Source organism: Halobaculum litoreum, from assembly GCF_030127125.1.
Classification (GTDB): domain Archaea; phylum Halobacteriota; class Halobacteria; order Halobacteriales; family Haloferacaceae; genus Halobaculum; species Halobaculum litoreum.
Genome location: NZ_CP126156.1, coordinates 2,164,832 through 2,184,935, shown reverse-complemented (window position 1 = coordinate 2,184,935; position 20,104 = coordinate 2,164,832). Strand labels below are relative to the sequence as shown.

Sequence of the window (20,104 nt, the reverse complement as noted above, 5' to 3'; positions counted from 1 at the left end):
GGCGCACGCGCGCTCACGGCGCACCCCCAGCCGGCCGTGTGGCGTCTCGAATCATGTTCCGGCCTTCCGATACGCCGTTATTGAAGTCACCGCCCCGAATTTCACGGCTGATACCTCGTGCGCTAGCGTTAAGCGGCGCGGTTCGGGGTTGAGTGGTATGGCAAGCAGCGAGCGGGCGACGGACGCCGGGACGGTCGACGCCGAACAGACCCAGGTGCTCGAGTTCGGGCTGGGGGACGAGACGTACTGCCTCGACATCGCGTACATCGACGAGATCGTCGACGCGGGCGACCTCACGGCGATCCCGAACTCGCCGCGCCACGTCGAGGGCGTGATGGACCTGCGCGGCAAGACGACGACGATCATCGACCCGAAGACCCTCCTCGGCGTGACGGGGACCGGGGCACGCGAGCGGATCATCGTGTTCGACCCCGACGAGGTCGACGACGGCGGTACGGTCGGCTGGGTCGTCGACGAGGTGTTCCAGGTGCGCGACGTCTCCCCCGACCAGGTCGACGAGGCGACCACCGCCGGCGACGACTCCGTCCGGGGGATCGTCAAGGGCGACGACCGCTTCGTCGTCTGGGTCGAGCCGCGGACCGAGTGAGCCGGGCGGCGATTCCGTACGGGCGCGGCTCCGGGTGGGGCCGGCCCGGTATCAGCGTTGAGTCTCGGGGGGCAGTCCTTATGAGACCGCTCGGCCGCATCCCTGTATGCGCGTATCGAGCGGCGTTGCGGGGTTCGACGACCTCGTCGGCGGGGGGCTGCCGGGAGAGCGGCTGTACGTGGTCTGTGGGCCGCCGGGCAGCGGCAAGACCACCTTCTCGGCGCAGTTCATCGCCGAGGGGGCCGCCGACGGCGACCGGTGTCTGTTCATCAGTATGCACGAGAGTCGGGCGGACCTCGAACGCGACATGGACGCCTACGACTTCGGCTTCGCGCAGGCGCTGGAGTCGGGGTCGGTGACGTTCCTCGACGCCTTCTCCTCGGAGGGGAAGCGGTTCTTCGGGATGCCGGGCGACCGACGGGACGTCAACAGCGTCACGAACCGGATCAGTTCGTTCGTCGAGTCACGGGAGATCGACCGGGTCGTCATCGACTCGACGATGCTGCTGCGGTACCTGCTCGACGACACGGACAACACGCTGATGCGGTTCCTCTCGGCGCTCAAGCGGACGAGCGCCACCACCTACCTGATCTCCGAGATGACCGATCCCTCGGCGTACGCGGACGAACACTTCCTCGCTCACGGCGTCGTCTTCTTCCACAACTACATGGAGGACGACGGGATGCGCCGCGGGCTGCAGGTCGTGAAGATGCGCGGCGCCGACGTCGACACCGACATCCAAGGGCTGCAGTTCACGTCCTCCGGGCTGGTCGTCGGGGACGGCCGGCCGGTCACCCACTGATGTACGAGGACAGGCTCGGAACCGACTGGACCGACATCAGCGACGAGGAGGCGATCCGCCGGGCGTACGCGCTGGGCGTGGCCGCGGCGTTCGGCTACGAGAACCGCGAGGAGTTCGACCGCCTCCGCGCGGCGCTCGACACCTCCTACGACCGCAGCATCATCGACCTCGCGTACCAGGAGGGCACCCAGGAGGCCCGCGTCGTCCACGCCGAGAGCGACACCGACGACGGCGCGGCCGTCTGGGCACAGCTGGTCGGGGGGGCGCTATCGTCGCCGCACAGCGACGACGCCGACGTCGAGTCCCCCGGCCCCGCGGGCCGTCCGATCACCGCGACCGAGTTCCCGGCCGCGCTCCGCCGGGCGGGGCTGCTCGACGGCGGCGAGGACCTCGACGCGCTGGGGTTCCCCGACCTCCTCGGGCGCTCCCCGGGCGCCGCCGACGACGAAGGGGGGCCCTGAGCGTGTCCCGCGCGTCCGGACCGTCCCCGTTCGCCACGGCGCTCGAGGCGGTCAAGGGGTTCGTCTCGCGGCTCGGCGTGCCGTTCGTCGACGCCGGGGACGACCCGACACTGACGCCCGACGAGGCGATCCGTCGGGCCCACGCCCTCGGGGTCGCCGCCGCCTTCGGCGCCGACACCGACGACGCGCTGGCGGCGGTCAAGGCGTCGCTCGACGCGACGTACGACCGGAGCATCGTCGACCTCGCGTACCGCGAGGGTCGGGGCGACGCCGAGGGACACGACGGCGAGGGACTCACCGACGAGGCTGCCGAACGGCTCCGCGACGAACTGGCGGAGCCCGCCGGCGCGGCCGGGCAGCCTTCGGGCGACGCCGGCGGCGAGGGTCTCCCGTCGCCGGTCGACGGCGACGCGCCGGGCGGCGACCTCCCGACGGCGCTCCAGCGGGCGGGCCTGCTCGACGGCGGCGCGGACCTCGGGGCGTTGGGCTTCCCCGAGGGCGTGGGGGAACCGAACGACCGGAAGGGGCCGAACTCGTGAGCGTGTTCCGATCGGAACTGCCGTTTCCGTCGCTTTGGACAAAGGTTTTAGCTGTCGGTCGCAACCTCACGCGTATGCTGGAGGACGCCCCGCTGTCGTTCGACGGCGGCGGAGGAGGCCGGAGCCTCCTCATCGCCGGTCCGCCCATGACCGGCAAGTACGACCTCATGCTCCGCCTGTTGGCGGAGACCGGTGAGCGGGGCGTCGTCATCACCACGGGCGATTCCGCCGACCAGATCCGCGCGGACTACGCCGCGGTCGCCGACTGCGACCCGGCCTCGGTCGGCGTGGTCGACTGCGTCTCGAAGCAGCGCGGCGGCGACCTCGTCGAGGACGAGCTCGTCCGGTACGCCTCCTCCCCGAAGAACGTCACCGACATCGGGATGAAGTTCACCGACCTCTACGAGGTGTTCCGCGAGACGGACCAGACGGTCGGCGTCGGCGTCCACACGCTGTCGGAGCTGCTCATGTACCTCGACCCACAGGACGTGTACCAGTTCGTGCGCGTCCTCACCCGGCAGGTCGAGAGCGAGGGGTGGTCCACGGTCGCCGTGATCAACTCCACGATGCACGACGAGCGGACCCTCCACACGATGTACGAGCCGTTCGACACGGTGATCAACACCCGCGAGGAGGACGGATCGCGCGAGATGCGCGTCCGCAACCGGCAGACCGCGGCGACGGCGTGGACGACGTTCTGACCCCGCAGCGACTCTTCTCGACGCCATCGACGGACCGACCCGACCTCCCGTCGAGCGACTCTCGTGTCGACCGTGACAGTCGCGAGTACTGTGAGCCCGCCTCCTGCTGGGTCGACGACGACCGCCTGCCACGCTCGAGGGCCGCCAGTCCGACAGCCACTACCGCTACGCCGACCGAACCGCACCGACGGGCGACCGACTCCCGGGGCCACGCTCGGCGTCGAAGAGGGACGGTCCTGCGACGACACCCCATTCGATATCGCGGTATCCCGTTTACACTCGCCGACCGTCGGCCTTACGCCGGTGCCCGAGCAACGCCCGACGATGGCCGAGTTCGACCCCGAGCGGTTCGAGGACAAGTACGCGAACTACTTCCCGGAGCTCCAGCGCGCGTACAAGAACGCGTTCGAGCAGATGAACGAGCGGTACGACTCCGAGCTGATCCACGGGATCGACCAGCAGATCCTCAACGAGTCGGAACCGTTCTACGACGAGGGATCGGGACGGTTCACCGTCGAACTCCCGGAGAACCCCACGGATCGGCTGACCGCGATCGTCGTCGACGACGAGAAGCTCGCGGAGACGCTCGACCGCTACGTCGCGCAGATCGAGACGGAACTGTACCGCGTGTTCGACCTCGAGCCGCCGACCGAGGAGTGAGGGGAGCGCCCGCCGCGGCGGCGGCTCGCGGGCGACGGTTCGGCGACCTCGCCCCGTGTGGTCCCCCGGCGGGCACCCAGTGACCGTGTGGTCGGTGTTCGAGCGACCGCTACGCAGACCCGTGCGCCGGCGGCCGTCGCCGACGGCCCTCGTCCTCGCCGCGACGACGGACCCGACCGCCGCGGTCGTCTCCGTTCGGTGTCCTCGCCGCCGTCGTGGACGCGGCGCGCGGTTTCATCGGTCCTCGCCGGTGTCGCGGCCGGATCCGGCTCCGACCACGTCCGGCGACGGAGCCCGTCGTTCCCGACGATAAACCCGAGCGCGCAATATCGAATCGAGCCGATCCCGCCGAGCCCCCGCCCCCGGAGACCAGAAGAGGGATTAGCGGCGAGCGGGATTCGGGGGACATGAGCGACGACTCGCCCGAGAACGTGCTGTTCGTCGTGCTCGACACGGTCCGGAAGGACCGCCTCGGGCCGTACGGCTACGACGGGGGGACGACGCCGGGGTTGGACGCGTTCGGCGAGGAGGCGACGGTGTTCGAGAACGCCGTCGCGCCCGCGCCGTGGACCCTCCCGGTCCACGCGTCGCTGTTCACCGGGATGTACCCGCACCGCCACGGCGCCGACCAGGAGAACCCCTACCTCGAGGGGGCGACGACGCTCGCCGAGACGCTGTCGGCGGCGGGCTACCGCACCGCCTGCTACTCCTCGAACGCGTGGATCACGCCGTACACCCACCTCACGGACGGGTTCGACGACCAGGACAACTTCTTCGAGGTGATGCCCGGCGACTTCCTGTCGGGGCCGCTCGCGAAGGCGTGGAAGGCGATGAACGACAACGACGCCCTCCGGACGGTCGCGGACAAACTCGTCTCGCTGGGCAACGTCGCCCACGAGTACCTCGCGTCGGGCGAGGGCGCCGACTCGAAGACGCCCGCGGTGATCGACCGGACGAAGTCGTTCGTCGACGACGCGGAGGCCGCCGGCGACGACTGGTTCGCGTTCATCAACCTGATGGACGCCCACCTCCCGTACCACCCGCCACAGGAGTACGTCGACGAGTACGCCCCGGGCGTCGACTCGACGGCGGTGTGCCAGAACTCCAAGGAGTACAACTCGGGCGCCCGCGACATCGACGACGACGAGTGGGCGGCCATCGAGGGGCTGTACGACGCCGAGATCGCCCACATCGACGACCAACTCACCCGGCTGTTCGACTGGCTGAAGGAGACGGACCGCTGGGACGACACCGCGGTGGTCGTCTGCGCCGACCACGGCGAACTCCACGGCGAGCACGACCTGTACGGCCACGAGTTCTGCCTGTACGACCAGTTGATCAACGTCCCGCTCATGGTGAAACACCCCGCACTCGACGACGAGCGACGCGAGGACACCGTCGAACTCCTCGACACGTACCACACCGTGCTGGACACGCTCGGCGTCGAGGGCGGCGAGCCCGCCGCCGACGGCGAGGCGGCGGTCGCGCTCGACCGCACCCGGTCGCTGCTGTCGGCCGACTACCGCGAGTTCGCCGGCGTCGACGACTCCGCCCGCGACCCCGGCCAGCGCGCCGCCCCCGACGGCGACTTCGGCTTCGTCGAGTACTCCCGACCCGTGGTCGAGTTGAAGCAGCTGGAGGAGAAGGCCTCCGGCGCCGGCATCGAGTTGCCCGAGGAGTCGCGCTTCTACTCCCGGATGCGCGCGGCCCGCGCGACCGACGCGAAGTACGTCCGCATCGACCGCATCCCGGACGAGGCGTTCCGCCTCGACGCAGACCCCGACGAGGAGCGGAACCTCGCCGACGGCACCGACGAACGGATCGCCGAGGCCGAGTCCAAGCTGGGCGAGTTCGAAGCCGCCGCCGGCGGCGCGTGGACCGACGCCGCAGACGGCGCGGTCACCGACGACTCGCTCGACGAGATGGACGACGAGGCGACCGAACGGCTCCGCGACTTGGGCTACGTCGAGTAACGCGGATCTCCGAGCCGTCCCCCGATCGCTGTCGACGTTTACGGAACCGGTAAACCGACAGACGTAGCGTCGGATCGGAGGACAGACTCCGAGCTGTTCACTCCGCGATCCCGGCTGCCTCCCACGCCCGGAGCAGGTCCGCGAGCGTCCGGTTCGTCGGCGTCGCGACCCCGTGGGCCGGGGCGCGGTCGACCACCGCGCCGTTGATCTCGCTCGCCTCCGTTCGACTCCCGCGCTCGACGTCCTGGAGCATCGACGAGCGGTTCGCGGCGGTCTCCTCGACGACGGTGTCGACGGCAGCGACCGCGGCGTCGTCGGTCAGGTCGACGCCCTCCGCGCGGGCGACCCGGGCGGTCTCGCGTGCGGCGCGGTGCGCGGCGTCGCGGGCGGGGCCGTCGGCGAGCGCGCCGTTCTCCACCCGGGCCAGGGCGGTGACGGCGTTGATGCCGGCGTTGACCGCGAGCTTCTCCCAGCGGCGGCGCGGCATCCCGGGGTCGGCCTCGCAGTCGAGGCCCGCCTCGCGGAACGCCGCCGCGACGCGTGCGGCCCGCTCGCTGGTCCCGCCGTCGAGTTCGCCGACGTGGATCCGCCCCACGCCGGTGCAGCGGACCTCGCCCGGGGCGACGAGTTCCGCGCCGTAGGTGGCCGAGCCGGCGAGCACGCGGTCGCCCAGTTCGGCGACGAGCGTCTCCTCGGTCAACCCGTTCGAGAGCGCACAGACGACCGCGGGGTCGCCGGTCGCGAGCGTGCGGGCGGCCGCGGCCGTGTCGTACGCCTTCACGGTCACGAGCGCGAGGTCGCACGTCAGGTCCGCGGGCGTCGGATCGGTGGTCGCTCGGGGTCGAACGCGGGCGTCGAGTTCGCCGGTGACGCGGAGCCCCTGCCCGGCGACGCGGCGGGCGTGCGGGTCGCGGGCGACGAGCGTCACGTGGTGGTCGCGCGCGAGCAGTCCCCCGACGAGGCTGCCGAGCGCGCCCGCGCCGAACACGACGATGTCCATGCCCGGCGGTGGCGCGGCGGCGAAAAGAGGTGTTCGGTCGACCGCGCGGTCGGCGGCCGCCCGCCCCGCCTAGCCCCGCCCGACTGGCTCGGCCTCGTCAGTCCTCGGTCCGGTAGTAGCGGTGTTCGCGCGGGGCGTCGCAGTTCGGGCAGGCGTCGGGGAGGCCGCCGTCGAGGTCGCCCACCTCCCCGCAGTCCGAACAGCGCCACACGAGTTCGCCCTCGCCGAACTCGTGGCCCGCGCGCTCGTGTTCGATCGACAGCGAGCGGATCCCCTCCAGCGTCGTCACGTTCACGCCGTGTTCGTCGACGCCGCGGACGGTGCCGATGGCTCGTCCCGACTCCGTGAACACGCCCTGGCCGAGTCCGACCGGCGCTCGCTCCTCGCTCGTGGCCGTCCGTTCGTCGGGCAGGAGGCGAAGCGCGCCGAGCGCTCCCGCCCGCCGGGAACCGCCGGGGCGACGGCGTGGCGTCGACCGACGACGGCGCTGTCGGTCACCGGTCAGTCCTCGGCCCAGTAGTACAGCTCCTCGCGCGGCGCCTCGCAGTCCGGGCACCGCTCGGGCAGCCCGCCCTCGATGCGCCCCATCGTGCCGCAGTTCCAACACCGCCACATCACCGACGCCCTGCCGAACACCTCGCGCGCCTCGTCGAGGCTCACCGTGGCGGCGCCCTCGGGCGCGAGCACGTAGAACCCGGCGTCGTCGATGCCGCGGACCGTCCCGAGCTCGTTGCCGTCGGCGTCGTACACCGACTGTCCCGCCGAGATGTCGGTCAGCTTCGTCCGCTCGCCGCGTTGTTCGCTCGCCATACCGGCCGGTACGCGCCGCCGACCCGTAAGCGATGTCACAGGATCCCTGTCAGGGTTCTCGCCGCATCGTTGGTCCCTGTGTGTCGACTACCTATCGAGCACTCCTCGTCGCGACGATCGCACCCTGGCGGTTCGGATCGGCGGAGTTCGGTCCCGCGTCACCGCTCGATCCACGTCTCGTGGAGGTCGCGCCACACGAGGCCGCCGGGCGCGTCGTCGGCCGCCCGGAACAGGACCGTACTCACCCGTCCGGTCGTGCCGTCGGGCGTCTCCTGCCACTCCTCGTAGCGGACGGTCGCGCGGTCGGCGGTCGCGTCGACGACCGCGACGTTCCGGATCGCGATGTCGAACGCCCCCGGCTCGTCGCGTCCGTGCGCCCCGCGGATCGACTCCAGCACCGACTCGCGCCCGCGCCGGGTTCCGTCGGGGGTGACCAGTTCGAAGTCGGGGTGGAGGGCGTCGGCGACGGCCGCGAACTCGTCGTCGTCGCTCGCGCCGGTGAACCACGCGACGAAGCAGTCGTGGAGGCGTTCGATCTCGGCGCGGCAGGCGTCGGCGGTGAGCACGGGCGACGTTCGACGCGGGACGAGGTAGGTGTGGCGCCCCGCCCGTTCACATGAAGTCCGCGATGGAGCCCTGCTTGTTCTTGTCGTTCTCGAACACCGACTCCAGCGAGCGTTCGAGGATCTCCAGTCGCTGGACGGTGTACTCGCGGCAGCCGAACTCCTTGGCGACCTCCAGCGCGACGTCCATGTACTTGTTCACCGACCCCCGGTGGACGGTGAGCGTCATGTCGCCGCCGCACTCGCGGCAGTCGCCGGTCAGCGGCATCCGGCGGTACTTCTCGCCGCAGTCGAGACAGCGCGTCTCCTGCCGGGAGAACGCCCGGAGGTTCCCGATCAGGTCCGGCAGGAAGTGGTACTCGATGACGCGCTCGGCGACGTCGGTCTCGTCGACGGCGCGCAGCTTGCGGGCGAGCGCCAACTGGGCGTCCATCTTGTCCATCATCGACCCGAGCGTCTTGTACGCCGACAGATCCGGCCCGAGCGCGATGTCGGTCGTGTCGTGGGTGTGGTCGAAGCCGCGGTACTCGTCGTCGGTGCCGAGGGTGTCCTCGCCGAGTTGGATGCGGTCCTCCACCTCGCCGGGGTCGGCCATCTCCAGGGTGGCCTCGTAGAACTCGCGGGGGTACTGCCGCACGATGTCCATGTTGTGGGCCTCGTCGTCGATCTCCGCGGGGTCGATCCGCGAGGACATGACGAGGGGGGCGTCCATCTGCCCGCCGCGTTTGTCCGGCAGGAACGACTTGCTGAAGTTGAGCAGGCCGTCCATGAGCAGCATCACGCAGTCCTCGTCGCCGTCGCACTGCTTTTGAGACAGGTCGTTCGCGACGAGCGAGTGGGTCCCCTCGACGGTCAGGCAGTACGTGTGCTCGGTGTCCGCCTCGACGTACTCGACGGTCGCGACGGCCTCGACGAGCGCGTCCTCGCCACCCCCGTCGAACGCACGACGCGGCGTCGTCGCTCTGGTCTGGATCTGCTCGCGTAGCCGTCCCTCCTTCCGGTCCAAGTGGAAGCCGACACGCTCCGCGAACGTGACCGCGTCTTCCGAGGTGACACGGAGGACGTAGCTTCGAGCCGACATCGTCGGGTCGTCGATGTCGTAGTAGTCGGGGAACTTCGTGTGGAGCGGCACCGGCTCCTCGATGTCGACACGACCGACGATCCCGAGCCGCGACAGCAACGCAAGCAGGTCCTCTTTCAGCTCTCGACTCACGGTCGTCGCCGAGACGACTGCCGCGTTCGATTCGGCGGTTCCGTCGCCACTGAAATACCCACCGAGGTACGCCTCGACGATTCCCTCGTCGGCATCGAAGACACACTGCGGTACGCGCTTCGTCTCCGCGGACGCCCCGGTGTCGAGGACGCTGTCGAAGAACGCGCGGAGCAGTCGACCGGACGCGGTCACCTTCGCGTCGTTCTCACGGTACGGGTCGACACCGAACTCCTCGCGCAGGATTTCTACGTAGAAGTCTCGGGCCTGGTCCTCGGTTCCACAGATCGTCGTCTGGTGGATCGTCCCCTTCGGCGTCTCCTGTGCGCGAGTGAACCCCTCGGCGGCGTAGTAGCCGAGGAGTGTCGCCGTCCGTTCGTTCAAATCGACGTGTCTGTCGATCTCGACCGAATCCCGCTTCACGCCGAGTTTCGCGTCTGTTGGAACGTATTCGAGCATCGACTCCGCCGAGTCGAAGAACTCCAACAGAAGTTCCGCCGGGAGGCTTCCCCTGTAGAGGTAATTGCTGAGCCCCTTCCTCGAGAGCCCGAGATACTCGGCGGTGCTCTTCAGCGGGTGGAACTGACCATCCCACTGCGGCGCGAGTCGGTCGCTGAACAGGTCGTAGAGCGCATCCTTCTCTAACCCCTTGATCATCAACCGCTCGTTGTCGATCGTCTCCGAACTGACGAACTCCGCGAGGAGGTCGAACGCCTTCGTTCCGTCCGGGTCGACGCCGTCGAGTCGCGAGGGCTTGACCACGTGGTCGTCCTCGGTCACGTCCCTCGCGAGCTTCGTCTCGATCGCCCCTTCGTCGAAGACGTGCATCTCGTGGTCGGGTGTCACCGTGACCTCCCGGCCGCTCCGCGTCTCCACACGAACCATGTGGTCTGGTGCGACGTGCCTCGACACGGCTTCGACCGGGCGCAGTACCTCCTCACCTTCGTCGGTCAGCGACGGGACGAACACGTCGCCGTCGAGTTCCGACACGAGCGTCCCGAAGTCGTCCGCTGCGGGGTCGTCTAACCGGTCCTCGACGAACTCGTCGATCCGACCGTAGTGCCACTCATCGGCCTCGTCTCGGTACCAGAGCTTCGTCTCCGGGTGGAAGCAGTTCCGCCGCTTCGCCGCGTGGAAGTACGGATGCGCGTAGCCGACGGCGGCGCTCGTGAAGCCCACGACGCGGCCGACGACCGCGGCGCTGGTGTGGGGCGCCATCCCGAACACCAACTCGCCGACGAGGTCGTCGCGCTCGTTCACCTCGTAGAACGGGTCCAGGTCGTAGAAGTCCGTGAGCAGTTCGTCGACGAAGTCCGCCGTCTTCATCATGTGCTCGGCGGCGCCGTCGGAGAGGACGATGTCCTGCACCTTCAGCTCGATGAGCTGGTCGTCGTGGACGAGGGGTTCGCCGTCGATGTCCTCCTCGTACCCCAACTCCCGGAAGTGGTCGACGGTCACGTCGAGTTCCTCCGGTCGGACCGCCGTCACCGGGAGGTCGGTCATGTCGTAGCGGACGGTGCCGTCCTTGAACGTGGTGACGCCGTGTTTCGCGCGGAACACGCCCTTCTCGATCGGCTCGGGCGTCTTGTTCGAGGAGGACAGCCCCTTCACGCCCTTCAGGATCTCGAAGGAGGCCTCGCGCTCGCCGGTCGCCTCCAAGGCGCCCCAGTACTCGTCGTTGAGGCGGACCGTGTGCCAGTCGGGGCTCTCGACCTCGCGCTCGCAGCGCGGGCACTCGACGCGCCCCGACTCGTCGGGTTCGCACTCGGTGCCGCACTCCTCGCACTCGTAGTAGGGCTCGGTGTGGGCGCCGCAGTCGGGACACAGGCACTTGAACGAGTGCTCGCCGCAGTCGGGACACTCGCGGTCGCCGACGAGCACGTCGTACACGCCCTTCCCTTTGTCCGTGCGGGTGCGGGCGGCCTCGGCCACCGAGCGCTGGCTCCCGCCGTAGTCGCGGATGGGGAACAGCGTGTGGACCGCCGGCGAGAGGTCGCGGCTCTCGGACTTCTCCGGGCGGCCCATCCGGTTCCCGATCCGGGTCGGCGCGCGCTCGCGGACCTCGAAGTCGACCACCTCGTTGACCGCGCGGATCGCGTTCTCGCCGTCGTCCCACGCGGTCGCCTCCGCGGAGAGGTCCGCCAGTTCCCACTCGCGGCGGAGGCCGCCGGTGACGCCCAGTTGGCGCAGGAGCGGGCGGAAGTCGGGGATCCGGAGCGCGTCCTCGGTCTGGCTGTGCTCGACGAGCAGGTTCTCCAGCGCGCGCCGCACGGTGTCGGTGTGCTCGACGACGAGCAGGTCGCCGGTCACCTCGCCCGCCGCGGCTGCGTCCGCGACGGCGTCGTACTCGTCGACGGAGACGTCGTGCCAGCAGTAGGTGTAGGCGGGGTGGAGGGGGGCGTCGTACTCGTCGACCCACGCCAGCGCCGTCCCGGCGTCGGGGTCGTCGAGGTCGATGGTGCGGTCGTCCTCCAGCGCCTGGAGGTCGGCGCCGGCGGCCGCCAGGTCCTGTTCCCACCACTCGCGGACGTAGCCCGCGGGGACGAGCGGGTGGTTGTTCTCGACGAACTCGCCGAAGTTGACGAGGTACTCGCCCAAGTCGAGCACCTCCTCGACGCCGTTGCGAACCTCCAGCGCCTCCTTCGGGTCGTCGATGCGGCGCACGTCGCCGTTCGCCAGCCGCACGGTCGGGCCGTCGATGGAGTCGACGGGGACGACGCCGCCGGCCTTGCCGGGGCGCTCGGTCTTGATCTGGGTGCCGGTCGCGAGGAAGTCGTCGACGATGTGCATCGTCGCCGGGTGGACGCCCGCGGTCGCGAACCCGTGGTTGCGCGCGCGGCCGTAGCGCAGGCGGAACCCGCCCGCCTCGGAGGGGTGGCCGAAGACGGGCCGGCCCGCGATGAGGTCGCGGAGGAACTTCTTGGAGGGTTCCGGCCGGAGCGATCCGGTCGGCGCGTCCGGGTCGGGGACGTCGTCCTCGTCGGCGCCGTCCGCCTCGGCGTCCGCGTCGTCCCCGTCGCCCTCGTCGTCGGCCGCGTCGTCGCCGCCGTCGTCGCCGTAGCTGCCGTCGATGAGGTCCTGCAGCCACGGCCAGTCGACCTCGTCGAGTTGGCGGGTGTACCGCTGGATCTTCGGGGCCTTGAGCGCGATCCCCTCGGCGAGCACGAGGCACATCCCGCCGCGGGCGTTGTTCGTGTCGACGCGGTCGAGGTCGCGGAAGCCCGACACCTCCTCGTCGCCCGTCGCCTCGCCGTCCAGCATGATCGGCATGTGCTCGGCGATGAACTTCGTCTCCTTGTCCTTCGGCGTGTACTGGAGGCCGGTCTCCTTGTCGTACAGGCCGATCTCCTCGGCGTAGCGTTCGATCTCGTCGTCGCGGGCGCGGTACTCCTCGATGCCGAGCAGGGCGCGGGCGTAGTCGCCCACGAGGACCGACAGCGCCTGCGCGGTGCCGCCCGCGGAGCGGATCGGGCCGGCGTAGTAGACGTTGATGAACTCCGTGCCGTCGTCGTTCTCGAGGATCTCGACGCGGTCGATCCCCTCGATGGGGGCGGCGACGACCCCCTCGGTGAGCAGGGCGACGGCCGTCCGCACGGCGCCCTCGATCTTGCCCGCGCGGGAGTCGAAGTCGCCGACGGTGCCCTCCACGAAGTCGGTCACCAGCTCCAGCGCCGCCTCCTCGCGCGAGAACTCCTCCTCCAGTTCCCGGACGCGCTCCGCGACGCCGGGGATGCCGAGGATGTTCTCGACGCGGTCGGCCATGTCGCGGGCGACGGGGATCTCGATCTCCGTCTCGGGGTCTTTCCCCTGTGCCTTGGCCGCCTGCGCGCGCTCGAACGCCTCGTCGAGCCGGTCCTCGATCCGCGTGAAGTAGCGCTCGTCGTCGGGTCTCACGGTGTCGCCTCCGTCGTCGCCGTCCCGGTCCGGCCGCGTCGCGGCCGCGGTCGCGTCGTCGTCGCTGACGACCCCGGAGCCGGCGTCACGGCGGCGAGGGGCGCGCCGCCTCGGCTCGCGTGTCGGGGTCGTCGATGCACGTCACCTTCCTGTGCGGGGGAGGGTGATAAGCGATTCGTCGTCTCCCGGCCGGGTGTGTCGATCCCCGGCGGCTCCCCGTGTTACAGCCAGAGGTCCAGATCGGTCACCGCGTCGTGTTCGCGCTCCAGCGGCGACTCGAACGCGCGGAAGTACACCTCGCCCGCGAACACGGTGCCGCCGTCGAGGTGGCCAGCGAGCGCCTGCCCGTTCCGGCGCGAGAGGACCGCGTGGGTGTGGGCGAACCGCTCGCCGTCCAGCAGCGCGACGTTGCCGACGCAGGCGGCCACTTCCAGCGGCTCGTCGAAGGCGACCGACTGGTACTCCTGGTCGTCTTGGTCGTAGAACCACACCTCCGCGTCCTGCACCGCGCCCATGGCGTTGAACCACGCGGCGTCCGCCTCGACCTCGTCGGCGAGCGACTCGATCTCCTCGCGCCAGTCCGCGCCGTTGTCGAGGCTCGCCATGTACTCGCCGGCGACTTCGACCTCACGGTAGTTCATACGCGAGGCCTCGGCCGACCGGGAGTAAAGCGTTGCCGCCGCGAGCGGGGCCGAGCGGTGCACGGTCGAACGAACGCGAGACCGCGTCGGCGAGCGGTGAGCGACGGGAGCCGCGAACTGCCGCAGCACGACGCACACGGCCCGCCCCGCACCGAGGGTTCAAGCCGGATACCGCGACCACTCGCGCCGATGCGACGCTGAGAACGGTCGTCGGCGACGAGGCGGGTGTGCGGCCCGACCGCCGACGTACGACCCTCCGGCTCAACGGTCACAGGGCCGCCTGCTCGCCCCTCCGCGAGCGACGCCGCCCGACTACCGTGCCGCCGCGTCGATCGCTCGGTCGAGGTCGGCGACGATGTCCTCGGGGTTCTCCACACCGACGGAGAGACGCACCATGTCCTGGGTGACACCGGCCGCCAGCTGCTCCTCCTCGGTGAGCTGCTGGTGGGTCGTCGACGCCGGGTGGATGACGAGCGTCTTCGCGTCGCCGACGTTCGCGAGCAGCGACGCCAACTCCGTGTTCTCGACGGTGTCGCGGGCGGCCTCGTAGCCGCCGGCGAGGCCGAAGGCGATCATCCCGCCGTAGCCGCCGTCGAGGTACTCCGACGCCTCGGCGTGGGTCTCGTGGTCCGGCAGTCCCGGGTACGTCACCCAGTCGACGGCCGGGTGGTCCGCGAGGTGTTCGGCGACGTGTTGGGCGTTCGCGCAGTGGCGCTCCATCCGCATCGGGAGCGACTCCAGTTTCTGCATCGTCGCCCACGCGTCGAACGGCGACTGCGCGCTCCCGAGGTCACGGAGCCCGCGCGCGATGCCGGCGTAGGTGAGCGCCGCCTCGCCGAAGCGCTCGGCGAAGTCGACACCGTGGTACGCCGGGTTCTCGGCGCCCAACTCGGGGAAGCGGTCGGCGTGCTCCCCCCACGGGAACGAGCCGCCGTCGACGAGCACGCCGCCGACGGTGGAGCCGGAGCCGTGGATCCACTTGGTCGTCGACTCCCACACGAGGTCCGCGCCGTGTTCGATCGGGCGGCACAGGTACGGCGTCGCGAACGTGTTGTCGACGAACAGCGGCGTGTCGTGCTCGTGGGCGATGTCGGCGATGCGCTCGATGTCCGGCGTGACGAGCGCGGGGTTGCCGATGGTCTCGAGGTGGACGTACGCGGTGTCCTCGTCGATGGCCTCGGCGTACGCCTCGTAGTCGAGCGTGTCGACGAAGCGCGTCTCGACGCCGCGGCGCTCGACGGTGTGCGTGAGGTAGGTGTAGGTGCCGCCGTACAGCGACGACGAGGAGACGATGTTGTCGCCGGCCGACGCGAGCAGGAAGGTCGCGAGGTCGAACGACGCCATGCCCGAACTCGTCGGCACCGCGCCGACGCCGCCCTCCAGCGAGGCGAGCCGCTCGCCCAGCCGCGCGACCGTCGGGTTGAGCAGGCGGCTGTAGATGTACCCCTCCTCCTCCAGCGCGAACAGCCGCGCCGCGTGGTCGGCGTCGTCGAACACGTAGGAGGTCGTCTGGTGGATCGGCGGCGCGCGCGCGCCGGTCGCCGGGTCGGGGTCGGCACCCTCGTGTACGCTGCGGGTCCAGAAGCCGTAGTCGGTGTCGTCGCTCGTCATACTACCCGCGTGTACACACACGGACAGCTAAGTGCTACCGTCGGTCGCGGAACTCGCCGGAACCTGTGACGCCCGCCCGCCGCGTCGGGCCGGCGGCGGTCACCCGGGGAACAGGCTCGAGTGGACCGGCGCGCGGTCCGGACCGCCCCCGCCGCCGCCGGACGGCTCGTCGTCGTCCTCGTCGCGGACGGCGCGGCCGTCGACGCCGTCGGCGAGGAAGGCGCGCAGCGGCGGGCCGACGGCCTCCGGTTCGACGAGGAACGCGTCGTGGCCGTGGTCGGAGTCGACGACGTGGTGGGCGGTCGGCACGTCGCCGTCGCGCGCCGCCGCGGCGAGCGCGCGCGACTGCTCGACGGTGAAGTGCCAGTCGCCCGTGAACGACAGCGCGAGCAGTTCGCCCTCGTACGCCGCCAGCGCCTCCGCGTCGGAGCCGTAGCCCGCCGCGAGGTCGTACTCGTCCATCGCCCGCGTGAGGTAGAGGTAGCTGTTGGCGTCGAAGCGGCCGGTGAACGACTCGGCGTTGTAGTCGAGGTACGACTCCACCTCGCGGTACGGGAAGAACCGCCCCGTCGGGTCGTCGGGGGCGTCGCCGAACGCGTCGCGGCCGGCCGCGCGGCGGCCGAACTTCCGGCCCATCGACGCCTTCGAGAGGTACATCACGTGCCCGATGCGGCGCGCCTGCGCCAGCCCGTCGTCCGGGCTCGGGCGGTCGTCGCCGTAGTAGTCGCCGCCGTTCCAGTCGGGGTCGGTCGTGATCGCGCGGCGCGCGATAGCGTCCAAGGAGAGACACTGCGTGTCCAGTCTGGGCGCCGTCGCGACGGCGGCGACGCGGCGCACGTCGTCGGGGAAGCGCTTCGCCCAGTCGACCGCGTTCATCCCGCCGACGCTGCCGCCGACGACGGCGTGGAGGCGACCGACGCCGAGGCGGTCGAGGAGTCGGCGCTGGGCGCGCGTCCAGTCGCCGACGGTCACGGGCGGGAAGTCGGTCCCCCACGGCTCGCCGTCCGGCCCGTCCGCGGGCGGGCCGGAGGAGCCGTAACAGGAGCCGGGCACGTTCACGCAGACCACGTAGTACTCGGTCGTGTCGATCGCCTTCCCCGGGCCCACGACGTCGTTCCACCACGCACGGGCCTGCCCGGCCGTCTCGACGGCGTCGCCCACCTCGTCGTCGTGGTCGGCGCCGGCCGGCGCGTTCGAGACGTGCTGGCTCCCGGTGAGCGCGTGGCACACGAGGACCGCGTTCGAGCCGTCGAACTCGCCGTACGTCTCGTACGCCAGCCGGAGGTTCTCGACGGACTCGCCGCACTCGAAGCGGAACTCGCCGACCGACTCGACGGCCGTCATCGCGTCGCCTCCGCGATGGCGTGGTCGAGGTCGGCCACGACGTCCGCGGGGTCCTCGATGCCCACCGACAGCCGCAGGAGGTCCGGCGAGACGCCCGCCGCGCGCTGTTCGTCGGCCGTGAGCTGTGCGTGCGTCGTGCTCGCGGGGTGGATGATCAGCGAGCGCGCGTCGCCGATGTTCGCGAGGAACGACACCAACTCGACCGCCTCGCAGACGCCCTTCGCCGCCTCGAACCCGTCCGCGAGGCCGAACACGACCATCCCGCCGAAGTCGTCGAGGTACTCGGCGGCGTTCGCGTGGGTGGGGTGGTCGTCGAACCCGGGGTACGTGACCCAGTCGACCGCGGGGTGGTCGCGGAGGTGTTCGGCGACGATCCGCGCGTTCTCGCAGTGCTTCTCCATCCGGATCGGCAGCGTCGACAGGCCTTGAAGGGTCTGCCAGGCGTCGAACGGCGACTGGGGGTTGCCGAGCGTGCGGACGCCGCGGTGGCGCGCGACCTGCGCGAACGCGCGCTCGCCGAAGCGCTCGGCGAAGTCGACGTCGAAGGCGGGGTTCCCGCCCGACAGCTCCGGGTAGTCCGCGTCGGGGTGGTCCCACGGGAAGGTGCCGCCGTCGACGAGCACGCCGCCGACGGTGGTGCCGGCGCCGTGGATCCACTTGGTGGTCGAGTCCCAGACGACGTCGGCGCCGTGCTCGATCGGGCGACACAGCGCGGGCGTCGCGAACGTGTTGTCGACCACGAGCGGGACGGCGTGCTCGTGAGCGATGTCGGCGATGCGCTCGAGGTCGGGCGTCACCAGCGACGGGTTCGCCAGCGTCTCGACGTGGACGAACGCGGTGTCCCCGTCGACCGCCTCCGCGTACGCCTCGTCGTCGGTCGTCTCGACGGTCCGGAGGTCGACCCCGCGCCGCGAGGCCATGTGCGCGAGGTACGTGCTCGTCCCGCCGTACATCTCCGCGCTGGCGACGACGGTGTCGCCGGCGCGCGCGAGCAGGCTCGTCGCGGTGTCGATGGCGGCCATCCCCGAGGCGGTCGCGACGGCGTCGACGCCGCCCTCGAGGTCGGCGAGTCGCTCCTCCAGCACCCGCGTCGTCGGGTTCGAGATCCGGGTGTACACGTCCCCCTCGCGCTCCAGCGCGTACAGGTCCGCGGCGGTGTCGGCGTCCGGGAACGCGTAGGAGGTCGTCTGGTAGATCGGCGGCGCGCGCGCCCCGTCGCGGGGTCGCCCGCCCACCCCGCGTGGAGCGCACGCGTCCGCCGGCCTCGACCCCCGGCAGCGCCACGCCCGCCGGCCCCCGGACCGGCTCCCCCGGACGACCGCGGGACGTCGTCGTCGCTCATGTGTTACGGTCATAATCTCGAATACGGATATGCGCGATAGTTACGGCAACGTCTGCCGGAGGGACACGAAGTCCCAAAGTCTAAAGCGGGGACCGCGGGAAGCGGCCGTGTATGGCCGCTATCGAGTTGGAGGGCGTCACGAAGCGCTACGGCGACGTGACGGCCGTCAGCGACCTCCACCTGCAAGTCGAGTCGGGAGAGGTGTTCGGCTTCCTCGGCCCGAACGGGGCGGGGAAGTCGACGACGATCAACATGCTGCTCGACTTCGTGCGTCCCACGAGCGGCAGCGTCCGGGTCCTCTCGCGCGACGCGCAGGCGGAGTCGGTCGAGGTCCGCCGCCGTACGGGCGTGCTCCCGGAGGGGTACGACGTGTACGAGCGCCTCACCGGCCGCCAGCACGTCGAGTTCGCGATGCGCTCGAAGGAGGTCGACGGCGACGTCGACGACGTCCTCGACCGCGTGGGGATCCTCGACGACGCCGACCGGCGCGCGGGCGGCTACTCCAAGGGGATGCGCCAGCGGCTCGTCCTCGGGATGGCGCTCGTCGGCGACCCCGACCTGCTCATCCTCGACGAACCCTCCTCGGGGCTGGACCCCGCCGGCGCCAAGGAGATGCGCGAGATCGTCCGCGCGGAGGCGGACCGCGGCGCGACGGTGTTCTTCTCCAGCCACGTCCTCGGGCAGGTCGAGTCGGTGTGTGACCGCGTCGGCATCATGCGCGAGGGCGAACTCGTCGCGGTCGACTCCATCGAGGGGCTCCGCGAGGCCGTCGGCGGCGAGGAACAACTGGTCGTCACCGTCGACGCGGCCAGCGAGGACGACGTGGCGGCCGTCCGCGCGCTGGACGGCGTCTCGGCGGCCTCGACCGACGGCGGGACGGTCACGGTGTCGTGTGCCAGCGACGCGAAGACGGCGGTGATCGCCGCGCTCGAGGACGCCGGCGTGACGGTGAAGGACTTCTCGACGCAGGAGGCCAGCCTCGAGGACCTGTTCCTCACCTACGCGGAGGGCGGCGACGCCCCCGACGACGCCCCGGTGGCGGGGACGGAGGGCGGCGAATGAGCCTGGAGGCCGTCGCGCGCAAGGACTTCCAGGACGCCGTGCGCTCGCGGTGGGTGGTCGTGCTCGCGGCGCTGTTCTCGCTGCTGCTGTCGGTGGCGGTGTACCTGCTCCCGCGGGACGCCTCCACGTCCGCGCTGTTCAACAGCCTCATCGTCCGCGACCTGTTCGTCTCGCTGTTGGTGCCGCTCATCGGCGTCGTCATCGCGTACAACTCCATCGTCGGCGAGCGGACGACCGGGTCGATCAAGCTCCTGCTGTCGCTGCCGCACTCGCGCAGCGACGTGGTGTTCGGCAAGGTGCTCGGCCGGGCGACGGCGCTGGGCGTCCCGGTGGCGGTCAGCTTCGTCCTCCCGGCGCTGGTCGCGCTGGTGACGCCGCTGTCGCTCGAGCTGGGCGTGTACCTCGGCTACCTCCTGTTCACCGTCGTCCTCGGGACGGCGTTCGTCGCGCTCGCGGTCGGCTTCTCGGCCGCCGTCGACTCCCAGCGGATCGCGGTCGCCGGGCCGGTCGTCGTGTACCTCCTGTCGGGGCCGGTGTGGAGCGTCGTCCAGTTGCCGCTGCAGTTCTTCCTCGCCGGCCAGCAGTTCCCGGGGTGGCTCCCGCTGGACTCGTCGGGCGTGTTCCGGCTGATCCGGCTGGTCAACCCCATCGAGTCGTTCAAGATCCTCACCGTCGAGTTCGTCAACGGCTACCTGCTGGCCGCCGGGCAGGCCGGCACCGAGGCCGCCGGCCGCTACGCGGTCCAGGTGGAGGTCGCCGCTCTCGCCATGCTCGCCGCGTGGATCCTCCTCCCGCCGCTGCTGGGGCTGATCCGGTTCGAGGACGCCGACCTGTAACGACGCGACCCGTTCGCGCGGTCGCGGAGGTTCGGGGTCGTCGCCGGC

17 protein-coding genes and 1 pseudogene are annotated in these 20,104 nt (G+C 70.8%); 9 read left to right on the top strand and 9 right to left on the bottom strand.

What is annotated here, in order from left to right; all coding sequences use genetic code 11:
- Positions 1-157: 157 nt before the first annotated feature.
- From P0R35_RS11900 to P0R35_RS11870, 7 genes are all read left to right on the top strand, one after another.
- A complete protein-coding gene (locus P0R35_RS11900) occupies positions 158-607 on the top strand; it encodes a chemotaxis protein CheW (RefSeq protein ID WP_284012682.1) in 450 nt (149 codons plus the stop codon).
- Between the two features lie 106 nt (positions 608-713).
- Complete coding sequence (locus tag P0R35_RS11895) at positions 714-1,409, top strand: ATPase domain-containing protein (RefSeq protein WP_284012681.1); 696 nt, start codon at positions 714-716, stop codon at positions 1,407-1,409.
- Positions 1,409-1,870, top strand: a complete 462-nt coding sequence (locus tag P0R35_RS11890) for a DUF8057 family protein (RefSeq protein ID WP_284012680.1) — start codon at positions 1,409-1,411, stop codon at positions 1,868-1,870. Before P0R35_RS11895 ends, P0R35_RS11890 begins: the two co-directional genes overlap by 1 nt.
- A gap of 2 nt (positions 1,871-1,872) precedes the next feature.
- Positions 1,873-2,409, top strand: coding sequence for a DUF8057 family protein (locus P0R35_RS11885; RefSeq protein WP_284012678.1), 537 nt, complete (start codon positions 1,873-1,875; stop codon positions 2,407-2,409).
- Positions 2,410-2,483: 74 nt separating this feature from the next.
- Positions 2,484-3,110, top strand: a complete 627-nt coding sequence (locus tag P0R35_RS11880; RefSeq protein ID WP_284012677.1) for a DUF7504 family protein — start codon at positions 2,484-2,486, stop codon at positions 3,108-3,110.
- 324 nt (positions 3,111-3,434) lie between these two features.
- Entirely contained in the window at positions 3,435-3,770 is a 336-nt protein-coding gene (locus P0R35_RS11875) for a DUF5783 family protein (protein WP_284014622.1), read from the top strand.
- A gap of 407 nt (positions 3,771-4,177) precedes the next feature.
- Entirely contained in the window at positions 4,178-5,743 is a 1,566-nt protein-coding gene (locus P0R35_RS11870) for a sulfatase (RefSeq protein ID WP_284012675.1), read from the top strand.
- A gap of 97 nt (positions 5,744-5,840) precedes the next feature.
- Here the strand turns inward: P0R35_RS11870 and P0R35_RS11865 are convergent, their stop codons facing one another.
- The 9 genes and pseudogenes from P0R35_RS11865 to P0R35_RS11825 form a co-directional block, all read right to left on the bottom strand.
- Positions 5,841-6,743: a ketopantoate reductase family protein gene (locus P0R35_RS11865; protein ID WP_284012674.1), complete on the bottom strand. Its 903-nt coding sequence runs from the start codon at positions 6,741-6,743 to the stop codon at positions 5,841-5,843.
- A gap of 97 nt (positions 6,744-6,840) precedes the next feature.
- On the bottom strand, positions 6,841-7,095 hold the full coding sequence (locus tag P0R35_RS11860; RefSeq protein ID WP_284012672.1) for a DUF7130 family rubredoxin-like protein: 255 nt from the start codon (positions 7,093-7,095) through the stop codon (positions 6,841-6,843).
- 149 nt (positions 7,096-7,244) lie between these two features.
- On the bottom strand, positions 7,245-7,553 hold the full coding sequence (locus tag P0R35_RS11855; protein WP_284012671.1) for a DUF7130 family rubredoxin-like protein: 309 nt from the start codon (positions 7,551-7,553) through the stop codon (positions 7,245-7,247).
- 158 nt (positions 7,554-7,711) lie between these two features.
- Positions 7,712-8,119 carry a DUF4440 domain-containing protein gene (locus P0R35_RS11850; RefSeq protein ID WP_284012670.1) on the bottom strand — a complete coding sequence of 136 codons (408 nt, stop codon included), beginning with the start codon at positions 8,117-8,119 and terminating at the stop codon, positions 7,712-7,714.
- 46 nt (positions 8,120-8,165) lie between these two features.
- The gene (gene polC / locus P0R35_RS11845; protein WP_284012669.1) at positions 8,166-13,220 is read right to left on the bottom strand and encodes a DNA polymerase II large subunit; all 5,055 of its coding nucleotides are present in this window, start codon (positions 13,218-13,220) and stop codon (positions 8,166-8,168) included.
- A 221-nt stretch (positions 13,221-13,441) separates the two neighbouring features.
- Complete coding sequence (locus tag P0R35_RS11840; RefSeq protein ID WP_284012668.1) at positions 13,442-13,861, bottom strand: PPC domain-containing DNA-binding protein; 420 nt, start codon at positions 13,859-13,861, stop codon at positions 13,442-13,444.
- Between the two features lie 312 nt (positions 13,862-14,173).
- Positions 14,174-15,472 (bottom strand): O-acetylhomoserine aminocarboxypropyltransferase/cysteine synthase family protein, encoded by a 1,299-nt coding sequence (locus tag P0R35_RS11835; protein WP_284012667.1) that lies wholly within the window; start codon positions 15,470-15,472, stop codon positions 14,174-14,176.
- A gap of 99 nt (positions 15,473-15,571) precedes the next feature.
- Positions 15,572-16,816 (bottom strand): homoserine O-acetyltransferase MetX, encoded by a 1,245-nt coding sequence (gene metX / locus P0R35_RS11830; RefSeq protein WP_284012665.1) that lies wholly within the window; start codon positions 16,814-16,816, stop codon positions 15,572-15,574.
- Positions 16,813-18,158 (bottom strand): annotated as a pseudogene (locus tag P0R35_RS11825) (O-acetylhomoserine aminocarboxypropyltransferase/cysteine synthase family protein). The gene metX and the pseudogene P0R35_RS11825 overlap by 4 nt, the downstream one beginning before the upstream one ends.
- A gap of 111 nt (positions 18,159-18,269) precedes the next feature.
- On the opposite strand from P0R35_RS11825, the gene P0R35_RS11820 reads away from it, so the two are divergent.
- Positions 18,270-19,220 carry an ABC transporter ATP-binding protein gene (locus P0R35_RS11820; RefSeq protein ID WP_284012664.1) on the top strand — a complete coding sequence of 317 codons (951 nt, stop codon included), beginning with the start codon at positions 18,270-18,272 and terminating at the stop codon, positions 19,218-19,220.
- Positions 19,217-20,056 carry an ABC transporter permease gene (locus tag P0R35_RS11815; RefSeq protein WP_284012663.1) on the top strand — a complete coding sequence of 280 codons (840 nt, stop codon included), beginning with the start codon at positions 19,217-19,219 and terminating at the stop codon, positions 20,054-20,056. Before P0R35_RS11820 ends, P0R35_RS11815 begins: the two co-directional genes overlap by 4 nt.
- Positions 20,057-20,104 lie beyond the last annotated feature (48 nt).

Excerpts from the sequence above, each read along its gene's own strand:
- P0R35_RS11900 (WP_284012682.1), top strand. The coding sequence starts at position 158 with ATGGCAAGCAGCGAGCGGGCGACGGACGCCGGGACGGTCGACGCCGAA.
- P0R35_RS11895 (WP_284012681.1), top strand. The coding sequence starts at position 714 with ATGCGCGTATCGAGCGGCGTTGCGGGGTTCGACGACCTCGTCGGCGGG.
- P0R35_RS11890 (WP_284012680.1), top strand. The coding sequence starts at position 1,409 with ATGTACGAGGACAGGCTCGGAACCGACTGGACCGACATCAGCGACGAG.
- P0R35_RS11880 (WP_284012677.1), top strand. The coding sequence starts at position 2,484 with ATGCTGGAGGACGCCCCGCTGTCGTTCGACGGCGGCGGAGGAGGCCGG.
- P0R35_RS11875 (WP_284014622.1), top strand. The coding sequence starts at position 3,435 with ATGGCCGAGTTCGACCCCGAGCGGTTCGAGGACAAGTACGCGAACTAC.
- P0R35_RS11870 (WP_284012675.1), top strand. The coding sequence starts at position 4,178 with ATGAGCGACGACTCGCCCGAGAACGTGCTGTTCGTCGTGCTCGACACG.
- P0R35_RS11865 (WP_284012674.1), bottom strand. The coding sequence starts at position 6,743 with ATGGACATCGTCGTGTTCGGCGCGGGCGCGCTCGGCAGCCTCGTCGGG.
- P0R35_RS11855 (WP_284012671.1), bottom strand. The coding sequence starts at position 7,553 with ATGGCGAGCGAACAACGCGGCGAGCGGACGAAGCTGACCGACATCTCG.
- P0R35_RS11840 (WP_284012668.1), bottom strand. The coding sequence starts at position 13,861 with ATGAACTACCGTGAGGTCGAAGTCGCCGGCGAGTACATGGCGAGCCTC.
- P0R35_RS11835 (WP_284012667.1), bottom strand. The coding sequence starts at position 15,472 with ATGACGAGCGACGACACCGACTACGGCTTCTGGACCCGCAGCGTACAC.
- metX (WP_284012665.1), bottom strand. The coding sequence starts at position 16,816 with ATGACGGCCGTCGAGTCGGTCGGCGAGTTCCGCTTCGAGTGCGGCGAG.
- P0R35_RS11820 (WP_284012664.1), top strand. The coding sequence starts at position 18,270 with ATGGCCGCTATCGAGTTGGAGGGCGTCACGAAGCGCTACGGCGACGTG.
- P0R35_RS11815 (WP_284012663.1), top strand. The coding sequence starts at position 19,217 with ATGAGCCTGGAGGCCGTCGCGCGCAAGGACTTCCAGGACGCCGTGCGC.